Source organism: Rhodopseudomonas sp. WA056 (genome assembly GCF_010906995.1).
GTDB classification, from domain to species: Bacteria; Pseudomonadota; Alphaproteobacteria; order Rhizobiales; family Xanthobacteraceae; genus Rhodopseudomonas; species Rhodopseudomonas palustris_G.
The window spans coordinates 1-10,531 of record NZ_QPFS01000147.1 but is presented as its reverse complement, the minus strand read 5'-3'; the positions used below and the strand labels follow the sequence as shown (position 1 = coordinate 10,531).

Genomic DNA, 10,531 nt, shown 5'->3' with positions numbered 1-10,531 from the left:
GCTCCCTCCTGATGCTGATAGCAGCGGGCGCGCGCGCATGCGGCGGCGTTGCCCGCAAAAGCCTTGCGTGAGTGGTGGGTTCAGGGGGCCTCCGGTCGGCCATCGGGCCGAGGGAGGTGGAGCGCCGAAAGACGCGCCTTTGGTAGTACCCGCGGCCTCATGCCTCGGATCGCCGAAGCGCGAGCGCCGCGGAAACGTCTTTCGACGCTCCACCGTGGCGACTTTTGGCTGAAGGACCGTGCTTCCGGGACACGGCGAGCTTGCGGGCTTTCCCCGGCCTCTACCGTACCCGTCCAGCCTCTGTCGCGGCGGCCGCTCGTAGTAGCGGCGGACGGCGACCCTCAGCCTCCCGGAGGTACAGGGCGACGTCCGCCCCACACCCGCAGGCGCCACACCCCGCCCCGCGACGACCAGCGTCCCGGCAACGCGCCCCTCGATGGGGCGGGATGAATAGGAATATAATCAATTTCCCGATCTAAGCAAGAGCTTTTTCAGACCGCGCACATCCATGTGTGCAGTTGACCAATTTGCAACTCACCAGATAAGGAGAAATCATGAGCGATATTCAAACGCCTGCTGATGAGTTCACAGAATCGCTTCCTCCAGCATGTCCGCCGGACGAAGCAGTACGTGCGAATTACGAAAATGCTTGGCGGTACGTGGATTCCAACCCGCCCAGCGAAGCAGATTTCCGATCGCATGCATTCCTTAGCAATAAGAAGCCTCCACCCGGCGTCACGTTGTGTGAGTGGTCGTCGTGCTCACTATTCCTGAGTCACAACAAATCATACCACCTTCTTCCAAAGCCGAAGAAGAAGTACAGGTTCATTGCGAGATTACGCATAACAGACCAGTGCGGCTATACGCAATCAAACGGTAAGCACGTTCACTTTTGGAGATTTAAGAACGCCTCACCAATCGCACTTGAAGTTGCGCCCCTATGAATATCTCGGCCGAAAAGAAATGGAAAAAATTCCACGCTCGACTTGTCGGCACGCTTGTTCATTTAGACGAGCCACAAGTAGTTCTGCTCGACCACGGATTCGATGCAAAGATCATTGGCGTGGCGATCGACAAATACGGCTATGACTATCCATTCCTTGGAGCTGAAATCTCCTTCACACAACTTCAGCGATACCACCGCGAATTTGTTGATCTCCGCTATCTATTTCTAATGCCAAAATGGAAGAAGTGGTACATTTTCGATTTGGGAAAAATGGACGCTGCGGGATCAATACCATTGAGGATCGCCTCCCAAGCTGAGTACACAAACGAAGAACACTTGCCGGCTGCAGGTTTTTTCGCGCGAAATCATACGCATGCACTAGACGTAGATCCCATTGAAGCATCACAAAAACAAACCTACCTGATCGACGGTTCATGGTCTCCAACAGACCTTTCAACCTTCTTCGGAAAAATCAACGATCTGTATTCATTCTTTCTCGGCTTGAAGAAATTCACCTCGCCAAACGCAACCATTGAACAGCAAAGAAAACTGATTGATGCATTTACCGAACACGCCCTGCGAGGGGGCTCAAGCTATGTGAGCTTTTATACAGACCTCAAGAACCTCCTCGGGATCGACGAACGACTGGCAATGGGGGGAATCAAGAAAGAGTCTCCTGGCTACGTAACAATTGAAGGAAGAGGAGAGATACTTGAGGAACTCATTCAAGCCTTCACGATCTACAATAAAAATCTCAACGAGATTCGAGAACTTTATAAGGATCTACATTCCTATCTGAGCAAGATGGGCCTATTGAAGGCAGGTCCCGACTTTTACGGAATCTCGCTAGCATCGACAGAGCAAATCCGAAGATATAGCTCCAAAATCTCGGAACTTCTAGAAATTGACTACGAGCTAATAGAACTACTCACACATCAACACCCACTTCTTTCCGCTAAGATCTTACTTTCCCACTGTCGGAGACTCGAGAAATACACGCTGTTCTTCACTGAGGGTCGAGTGAAGTTGCCGCCAAAGAGTTAGCAAGCATAGCCCGCGCGAGCGAAGCGACCACGGGGTCGTTCGCATGGCCGCCTTCTATGACGAACAAGTGGAGGCCGTCCGGCATCGCTCGGAACGCCGAAGGGACGACCGGCACAGCCGCGCCGGACATGGCTCGGACCGGACGCGATCTGGTCGATGCGATGCAGGCGTCGCCTTGTCGGGATGTCGAACTTACGCCGCGTCGGACGAGACTCCCGGTACGGGGCATTGATCCGTTCGCGGCATTCTCCGAATGGCTTTCGGCATCCGACCAAGCGGCCTATCGCGATCTGTGAGCCGCGCTTCGTCCCGCGTTTCGCGACCCTCATACGGACTCCACGCTGACTCACTGCCCGCGTCGCCCTCACCCCAGCCCTCTCCCGCAAGCGGGAGAGGGAGCGCGCTGCGATCTACGGCATGGCTCGTGCTTCAAGCTCATAGCGGGCGGATTATCGCAGCGTAATATGCCGTCGTCATTGGCGTCGCACATCGGCGGATTACGCCTTTGCGCTAACTCGCCCTATTCGTTACGCGTCGCTTGAAAAATCCCGGCTTCGTCCTATTCTAGTCAGTATGACCAGAACCGAGCCGCCCGTGAAATCCGCCCCTCCCGCCGCCCGATGGCCGCTGCAGGACGCAAAGACGCGTTTCAGCGAGGTGGTGCGCCGGGCGCGGGACGAGGGTCCGCAACTGGTGACGGTGCACGGCCGCGACGAGGTCGTGGTGGTGGCGGCCGACGAATTCCGACGGCTGAAGGGTGACCGCACCGGCGCCGCCCTGGTCGAAGCGATGCAGGCCTCGCCGCACAAGGAGATTCCGCTGACGCCGAAGCGCGTGCGAATGCCGGTGCGCGACGTCGAACTGTGACCGGCTTTCTGCTCGACACTAATGTGCTGTCGGAGCTTCGGCGACCGAAGCCGGAACGCAAGGTCATTGCCTTCCTGGCAGCGCAGCCCCTCGACTTTCTGTTCATCAGCGTCGTCACGCTGGCCGAGTTGCGTTTCGGCATCGAGCGGACCGCCGACGTCCGCAAGCGCGCCGAATTGAACGACTGGCTGACCCATCGGGTGCGTCCGATGTTCGAGCAGCGCGTGCTGCCGCTCTCCGAGGACGTGATGGTGAAATGGCGGCTGCTCGTCGAGGAGGGACGCAAGCAGCGTCGCACCTTCTCCCAACCCGACCTGATGATCGCCGCCACTGCGCTGCATCACGGGCTGACCGCGGTCTCACGCGACGTTCGCGAGTTCGAACGCGCCGGCGCGGCCATCCTCAATCCCTGGCTCTGATCGCCTCGCGGCGATCCTTGCCACAACGTCGAGATTCCGGGTTCGCTCGCTTCGCGAGCGCCCCGGAATGACCTGCTCAGCCTAACTCTACAATCCTCTCTCCACGTCATTTCGGGCCTGCGCGCCGGAGGCGCGCATCCCGGAAATGACGCCGGGAGAGGACGTCGTGCCGCGATACGCTGGAGCTGCGGAGCGCCCTTCCCCCGCGTCGCTGCCCCGCATTGACAGGGGCGCGCGGCGCGGCCGAGACTTCGCGCATGGTGTACTTATGGGTTCTGATTGCGATTCTGGTGACCGGCGGGGTGGCGGCGATCGTCAACGATACCGCCTATGGCGGCGAGCTGTTCGAATCCTCGACCGTGGTCAGCGTCGCGATGCTGTCGGCGCTGATGCTGTTCATCGGCCGCGGCATGCTGCGCGGAGCCAGTGCCGGCCAACGTCTCAATCACATCCTGATCTGGGCCGCGATCGCGCTCGCCGTGGCGGTGGCGTACCGGCTGCTGCATGTGCCGGGCTGAGGGCCGGTCGGCCCGCCTGCCTCGCCGATCCGCCGGGTCGCTCGCCGGCGTCGGCGCTCCGGAACGACGGGCGAGAGCCGGCGCAACGAGATTTGATGCGGCGCAAGGCGGGAGCGGACACGGCGCTCCTGAATGGCGCGGAAGGATTGGCTGACGGCGCTGCGCCGTCTAAACCATCGCGGTGATGACTGAATCGGCGCAATTGTATCGATTGCTGTATGTCAGCGAAAATCGGATCGAGGGCGGTGTCGCGGATGTCGCCGCTGAAATCGAACGCATCCTCGCCAGCTCCCGCCGCAACAACGACGCGTTCGACATCACCGGCGCGCTGATCTTCAATTGCGGCTTCTTCGCCCAGGTGCTGGAAGGGCCGCGCGATCATGTCGAGCGGATCTTCGAAGCGATCCGGCAAGACCGGCGTCACGGGAAGATCCAGGTGATGTCGGCCGCAGCGGTCGAGAGCCGGCAGTTTCCTAATTGGGCGATGGCCTATATCGGCCGCTCGCCGAGCTGGGAGAAGGCGCTCGGCTGGATCAGGACCGACACCCACTTCGCGCCCGACGAGCGCTGCGACCGGCTGTTCAAAATCGTGATGGAAATGGCGTACGACGCCGAGCTGTCGCCCGATCGGACCTTCGCAGCGTCGGGCAAGAGCTGAAGCCGCAGCCGGACGCTGCCCGCGTTCTTAGAGCCTGACCGGAAATACGGGCAGCAAATTCAAAAGGCTTTCATAAGCCGTTCAATTGACGATTAGTTTCGTCATGGCCGGGCTTGCCCCGGCCATCCACGCCTTTCTTGATGGTTTCGCTGCAAGACGTGGATGCCCGGCACAAGGCCGGGCATGACGGGTTGAAACGAACGTGCTTGATTTCATTGCCCGCATTTCCAGTCGGGCTCTCAGGAGCACGGTCTCAGCCCCGCGGACTCTGGGCGCGGAGGTAGTTCAGCAGCCATTGCGCCGCGGGGCCGAGCGGGCGTGCAGCGAGGTGCGCGGCGGTCATCACCAGTCGGGCGGTGCGGTCTTCGAATTCGAGCGGCTGGATCAGCTTGAGCCGGCCGGCCTCGACATCGTCCGCCACCAGATGGGTCGGCATGCTGCCCCAGCCGAGCCCGGCCAGCAGCATCGCGTGCTTGGTGCCGAGATCGGCCAGCCGCCAGGTCTGGGTCGACAGCACGCCGTAGTCGCGCCCCTCGGTCAGCGCCGAGCGGTCGGTGAGCACGAGCTGGACGTAGCGGCGCAGCACGTCGGTCGGGATCGGGCCCTCGATCGCGGCCAGCGGATGATGCTGCGCCACCACCGGCAGAAGCTGGACGGTCGACAGCGGATAGCGCTTCAGCGCGGGCTGATCGCTGAACGGCTCCGGCACCAGCCCGATCATGCAGGTGCCGTTCAGCACCAGCTCGGCCGAGGCGCCGAGCGACTGCACGAAGATCCGCGGCGTCACGGTGGGGAAGGCATCGGTGAAGGCGCGCAGCGCATCGACCATCCGCGGCATCGGAAACATCGAGTCCAGCACCAGCGTCAGTTCCGATTCCAGCCCGCCGGCGAGGCTGCGGGCCTGATCGCGAAACGCCGCCGTCTCCTCGGCGATCCGCCGCGCCCGCGCCAGCAGCGCACGGCCGGCCTCGGTCAGCACCGGCCGGTACTGCGAGCGATCGAACAGCGCGACGCCGATCTGCCGCTCCAGCTTCTGCACCCCGTAGGTGACCGCCGACTGCGCCCGCCGCAGCTTGCGGGCGGCGCCCGAAAAGCTGCCTTCCTCCGCCACCGTGAGCAGGAGCTGGATCTGGTCGAGGGTGAGACCGTCATTCATCATCGAAATTTTAGATGAAGATCGACAAGACTTCATCACTTTCTTCGGGTTGCCGGGGCTCTTAAGTCAGACCGACAGCCAAACTGGAGGACACTCATGATCCGACGTCACCTGCTGTTTCCGATCCTGGCCGCCGCACTGGCGGTGGCGCCCGCCGCGTTCGCCGAGACCGCACCGAAGGCCGCCAAGGCCCCGGCGGCAAAGACCGAGCCGGTGAAGGTCGAGAGCGGCGCTTACGCGATCGACCCCGACCACACCCAGGTCGGCTTCGTGGTGTCGCATATGGGCTTCTCGGAATTCCGCGGCCGGCTCGGTGACGTCTCCGGCACGCTGCAGCTCGACGGCGCCGACCCGGCCAAGAGCAAGTTCGACATCAAGCTGCCGACCGCCTCGGTGAACACCCCGGTCGACAAGCTGACCGAGGAGCTGAAGGCCGCCGACTGGCTCGACGCCAAGGCGCATCCGGAGATCCTGTTCAAATCGCAGAAGGTCACCGTCACCGGGCCGCGCCAGGCCAAGGTCACCGGCGAGCTGACGCTGCACGGCGTCACCAAGGCCGTGACGCTCGACGCCCGGCTGCACGGCGCCGGCGTCAATCCGCTGAACAAGAAGGTGACGGTCGGCTTCGATCTCACCGGCACGATCAAGCGCAGCGAGTTCGGCGTGAAGACCTATTTGCCGCTGATCGGAGACGAGGTCGGCCTGGAGATCAGCGCCGCGTTCGAAAAGCAGAACTGATCGTTTTCGACTCTCCGCGCCCGTCGCATCCGGCGGCGGGCGCATCTCCCCTTGCCTCACAAAGAAACCATTCATGAGCACTGCGCTGCCCGCCCCCCATCTCGACCAGTTGTTCGTCCAGGCCCGCACCCACAATGCCTGGACGCCGAAGCCGGTCTCCGACGACACCATTCGCGCGCTGTACGATCTTCTGAAATGGGCGCCGACCGCGGCCAACAGCAATCCGGGCCGCTTCGTGTTCGTGCGCAGCACTGACGCCAAGGCGCGGCTATTGAACAGCGTCGCGCCCGGCAATGTCGACAAGGTGAAGCAAGCGCCGTGCTGCGTGATCGTCGCCTACGACAGCGAATTTCACGACCTGCTGCCGGAGCTGTTTCCTTCGCGCGACATGCGCAGCAGCTTCGTCGGCAAGCCGGAGCTGATCACCGAGACCGCCAAGCGCAACTCGGCGCTGCAGGGCGCCTACATGATCCTCGCCGCCCGCGCGCTCGGGCTCGATGCCGGGCCGATGTCGGGCTTCGACCACGCCGCGCTCGACGCCGAGTTCTTCCCCGACGGCCGCTGGAAGTCGAACTTCCTGTGCAACATCGGCTACGGCGACGCCGACAAGCTGTTTCCGCGCAACCCGCGGCTTTCGTTCGAGGACGCCTGCCGGGTGCTGTGACTTTGGCTGAGTGACGACTTCAAAACAGGGAGATTGCGACGATGCCCCGTCAACCCTCCATCTTCCTGTCGCACGGCGGCGGCCCCTGCTTCTGGATGGAGCCGCCGCGCAGGTTCGGGCCGCACGCTTATGACGGCCTGCGCGCCTATCTGTCCGGCGTGCTGGCCTCGCTGCCGGCGCGGCCGCGCGCGATCCTGATGGTGTCGGGCCATTGGGAAGCCGCGCTGCCGACCGTCAGCACCTCGGCCGCACCGCCGGCCGCCGCGTGTTCAGCGACCTGATCGGCAACAAGCGGATCTCCGGCTACGCGTTCGTAACAACTGCGAGATTCCGGGTCTGCGTGCTTTCGCACGCATCCCGGAATGACGGTGCCTTTTGGCGAGCGTGCTCGGCGTCTGGCGCTCTGCCCCACCCCGAGTCATTCCGGGGCGCGCGCGCCAGCGCGTGAACCCGGAATCTCGACGTGCTCGTGCACGCGACCGCCGCGCGCTTGGCGGCATCTTCCTTCGTAACAATCGCGAGATTCCGGGTCTGCGTGCTTTCGCACGCATCCCGGAATGACGGCGGGTGGGGAGGCGCACGCGTGGCGCCCCCGAGTCATTCCGGGGCGCTCACGACAGCGAGCGAACCCGGAATCTCGACCGGACGAACTACGCGCCGCGCGGCGCCCAGACATGCACGCCCCACACGCCTTTGTGCGCCGGCGGGGTGCCGAGATAGCGCAGCGCCGGCATCTCGTCGAAGATCCGGCGCTCGCGCGGGTTCTTGTAGATCACGTAGTAGTCGGCGCGGCGCAGCTTCGCGAGATTGTCGCGCACCCGCTCCATGATCGGCTTGCCGAACGGATTGAACAGATACAGCACGAACGGCTGCTCCGGGAACGCGTAGGCACCGGCGTCGCCGTGCACGATCGAGATGGCCCTGAAGCCGGCCGCCGCGACGTTGGCCTTCGCGGTCGCGGCCAGCTCGCCCGCGAATTCGACGCCGACGCACGACTTGAAGCCGAGCTCGGCGGCGACGATCAGCATCCGGCCCTTGCCGCAGCCGAGATCGACGAAGCGATAGAGCCGCGGATCGAGCCCGGCGAACGCCACCGCGTCGCCGAGCGCCGACGGATCGCTGGCCTGATAGCGCTCGCCGAAGCGGCGGCTGTCGTGCGCAATGGTCAGCCCGTGCAGGTCGACGGTGGAGCGGGTGTCGGTGCCGTAGCGGGCATCCCAATCGATGCTGCTCGCGGCGCGGTGGTCGCGCCCGGTCAGCAAGCCCCACATCTTCGATAACGACATCGCCTCGCTTCCCCGTCGTCAGCGTTTGGTCGATGTTGCGCGCCGCCGCAGCGGCGCTACGCTAGTCGGCGGGCGGCGCGATGTCGCTTGATTTCGCGCAAATCGCCTGCGCTGAAGCTTGCTCGGGGAGTTCATGCCGGACGACAGCGACACCGCGCCGAGCCTGCGGAACGCCGACGGCTGGACCGCGATCGGCGGCCAGGCCGGCTCCAACGCCGGCGGGCTGTTCGCCGATCCGCACGGCCGCGCCTGGTATGTCAAAACCCCGCCGAGCGACGATCATGCCCGCAACGAGGTGCTGGCCAACCGGCTGTACCGGCTCGCCGGCACCAGCGTCGCCGAGGTCGAGCTGGTGCGGCGCGACGGCGGCCTTGCGGTCGCCAGCGCGATGCTGCGCGGCGCCTCGCTCGGCGAAGCGCTGGCATTTCCGGACAACGGCGTCGCCGCCGAGGTGTGCGGCGATTTCGCGGTCGACGCCTGGCTCGCCAATCGCGACGTGCTCGGCACCGATCTCGACAACGTGCTGGTGACCCGCGACCGCGGCGTGGTGCGGATCGACCAGGGCGGCGCGCTGGCCTATCGCGCCCGCGGCGCGCGCAAGACCGACTTCGGTCCCGAGGCGATCGAATTCGACACGCTGCGCGACGCCCGCGCCAACGCGGTGGCGGCCGGCGTATTCGGCGCGATGAGCCGGCCCGCGCTCGCGGCCTCGGTCGCCAAGGTGGCGCGGCTGACCGAGCCCGCGATCGGCGCGGTGGTTCGCGAGGTGCTCGGCGACACCGGCGAGGCGCGCGCGCTGACCGCATTGCTGCTGGCGCGGCGCGACGACCTGATCCGCCGCGTCGCGACCGGGGCCGGCGCCACCGCCCGAGCCCGCGCCTTCGACACCATGGAGGAATGATGGCGCCGCTGCGCACCAGCCAGACCCATCCGCTGCAGATCGCCGAAGTGCGGGCCGGCCCGAACCACGGCCGCATCGGCATCACCTTCTGCCCGGGCAAGCACGATCATTCGGCACTGACCGGCGGCTGGGCGCGCGATCTTGCCGCCGATCTCGACGCGATCCAGGCCTGGGGGGCGCAGGTGGTGCTCACGCTGGTCGAGCGGCGCGAACTGGAGCTGCTGAGGGTGCCGGAGCTCGGCGCCGAGGTGGAGCGCCGCGCCATGCAATGGCTGCATCTGCCGATCCCGGACTATCACCCGCCGACCGCGGAGTTCGAACGGCGCTGGGAAAACGAGGGCCGCCTGATCCGGCAGCGGCTGCGCGCCGGCGACGACGTCCTGGTGCATTGCAAGGGCGGGCTCGGCCGCGCCGGCATGATCGCGGCGCGGCTGCTGGTCGAACTCGGCGTGCCGCCGACCACCGCGATCGCGCAGGTGCGTGCCGCGCGCGGCCGCGGCGCGATCGAGACCAGCGCGCAGCAGGCGGTGGTGGAGCGGGCGCAGCCGATGCCGTGAACGAGGCGGCGCGGTGCGATCCGCCGCAGCGGCGTTTTTCCGCAGTGCGGGACGGGGTCAAAGACGCTGTTCGCCCGATCCGCTAGATCCGCCGGATCGGGCGCAAAGCTGCGCCGCAACCGGATTCCTGCCGATGAACGACCTGCCGCCGCCGTCCCCGCCGATGCCGCTGATCCGCAAAGGCTTCCAACTGATCGAGAACGCCTTCCTGCTGCTGATCGGCACTTTCGCCGTGGTGGCGATGGCGCAGGAAGTCTACGAGACCGTGCTGAACGTCCGCGTCACGCTGAAAGAGCTGCTGCTGATGTTCATCTATGTCGAGGTGATCGCGATGGTCGCGGTGTACTACGAGAGCAAGAAGATCCCGATCACGCTGCCGATGTTCATCGCCATCACGGCGATCTCGCGGCTCCTCATCCTGCAAGGCAAGGACCAGCCGCCGGAGAACCTGCTGTACGAGAGCGGCGCCATCCTGATCCTGGCGATCGCCTGCGCGGTGATCTCCTATCGCCCGCCGCGGCACAGCAGCCACGATCCCGTTCTGGGCACGGCGCGGCGCGGAACGTCCGAGCGCGGCTAGCCGGCGGTGTGCGGTTGCCGATTTCCCGCTGCGGCCGCCCCGTTACGGACTGATGTCCGGAATGAACCGGACAACAGTCAGTGTCATGTCAAGTTGACAAGGGGGGTTGTCACGATAATGTGACCGAGCGAGAGAACGACGTGATCGGTACGCTGCCGCACAATTGGTGGCACGGACACGGAGGTCTCAACCGGAAC

Annotated in this window: 13 protein-coding genes; 11 read left to right on the top strand and 2 right to left on the bottom strand. The window is 64.6% G+C overall.

Annotated features, from left to right (window positions below; all coding sequences use genetic code 11):
* Positions 1 to 940 precede the first annotated feature (940 nt).
* From DU475_RS21110 to DU475_RS21090, 5 genes are all read left to right on the top strand, one after another.
* Positions 941 to 1,990, top strand: coding sequence for a hypothetical protein (locus DU475_RS21110; RefSeq protein WP_164633230.1), 1,050 nt, complete (start codon positions 941 to 943; stop codon positions 1,988 to 1,990).
* Between the two features lie 573 nt (positions 1,991 to 2,563).
* Positions 2,564 to 2,857 carry a type II toxin-antitoxin system Phd/YefM family antitoxin gene (locus DU475_RS21105; RefSeq protein ID WP_164633229.1) on the top strand — a complete coding sequence of 98 codons (294 nt, stop codon included), beginning with the start codon at positions 2,564 to 2,566 and terminating at the stop codon, positions 2,855 to 2,857.
* Positions 2,854 to 3,276: a type II toxin-antitoxin system VapC family toxin gene (locus DU475_RS21100; protein WP_013504148.1), complete on the top strand. Its 423-nt coding sequence runs from the start codon at positions 2,854 to 2,856 to the stop codon at positions 3,274 to 3,276. Before DU475_RS21105 ends, DU475_RS21100 begins: the two co-directional genes overlap by 4 nt.
* A 257-nt stretch (positions 3,277 to 3,533) precedes the next feature.
* Positions 3,534 to 3,794: a hypothetical protein gene (locus DU475_RS21095; protein ID WP_246700379.1), complete on the top strand. Its 261-nt coding sequence runs from the start codon at positions 3,534 to 3,536 to the stop codon at positions 3,792 to 3,794.
* Positions 3,795 to 3,978: 184 nt separating this feature from the next.
* On the top strand, positions 3,979 to 4,452 hold the full coding sequence (locus DU475_RS21090; protein ID WP_164633227.1) for a BLUF domain-containing protein: 474 nt from the start codon (positions 3,979 to 3,981) through the stop codon (positions 4,450 to 4,452).
* Positions 4,453 to 4,705: 253 nt separating this feature from the next.
* On the opposite strand, the gene DU475_RS21085 is transcribed toward DU475_RS21090, so the two are convergent.
* Positions 4,706 to 5,608 (bottom strand): LysR family transcriptional regulator, encoded by a 903-nt coding sequence (locus DU475_RS21085; RefSeq protein WP_246700378.1) that lies wholly within the window; start codon positions 5,606 to 5,608, stop codon positions 4,706 to 4,708.
* Positions 5,609 to 5,704: 96 nt separating this feature from the next.
* On the opposite strand from DU475_RS21085, the gene DU475_RS21080 reads away from it, so the two are divergent.
* From DU475_RS21080 to DU475_RS21070, 3 genes are all read left to right on the top strand, one after another.
* Complete coding sequence (locus DU475_RS21080) at positions 5,705 to 6,346, top strand: YceI family protein (protein WP_164633225.1); 642 nt, start codon at positions 5,705 to 5,707, stop codon at positions 6,344 to 6,346.
* Between the two features lie 73 nt (positions 6,347 to 6,419).
* A complete protein-coding gene (locus DU475_RS21075; protein WP_164633224.1) occupies positions 6,420 to 7,010 on the top strand; it encodes a malonic semialdehyde reductase in 591 nt (196 codons plus the stop codon).
* A gap of 41 nt (positions 7,011 to 7,051) precedes the next feature.
* A complete protein-coding gene (locus tag DU475_RS21070) occupies positions 7,052 to 7,291 on the top strand; it encodes a class III extradiol ring-cleavage dioxygenase family protein (protein WP_246700377.1) in 240 nt (79 codons plus the stop codon).
* Between the two features lie 369 nt (positions 7,292 to 7,660).
* Here DU475_RS21070 and DU475_RS21065 read toward each other — a convergent pair whose 3' ends face one another.
* Positions 7,661 to 8,296, bottom strand: coding sequence for a class I SAM-dependent methyltransferase (locus DU475_RS21065; RefSeq protein WP_164633223.1), 636 nt, complete (start codon positions 8,294 to 8,296; stop codon positions 7,661 to 7,663).
* A 133-nt stretch (positions 8,297 to 8,429) separates the two neighbouring features.
* Between DU475_RS21065 and DU475_RS21060 the strand changes: the two genes are divergently transcribed.
* From DU475_RS21060 to DU475_RS21050, 3 genes are all read left to right on the top strand, one after another.
* The gene (locus DU475_RS21060; RefSeq protein ID WP_164633222.1) at positions 8,430 to 9,197 is read left to right on the top strand and encodes a type III effector HopAG1; all 768 of its coding nucleotides are present in this window, start codon (positions 8,430 to 8,432) and stop codon (positions 9,195 to 9,197) included.
* Positions 9,197 to 9,754, top strand: coding sequence for a cyclin-dependent kinase inhibitor 3 family protein (locus DU475_RS21055; protein ID WP_047308359.1), 558 nt, complete (start codon positions 9,197 to 9,199; stop codon positions 9,752 to 9,754). Before DU475_RS21060 ends, DU475_RS21055 begins: the two co-directional genes overlap by 1 nt.
* Positions 9,755 to 9,887: 133 nt before the next feature.
* Entirely contained in the window at positions 9,888 to 10,334 is a 447-nt protein-coding gene (locus tag DU475_RS21050) for a phosphate-starvation-inducible protein PsiE (protein WP_164633221.1), read from the top strand.
* Positions 10,335 to 10,531: the final 197 nt, after the last annotated feature.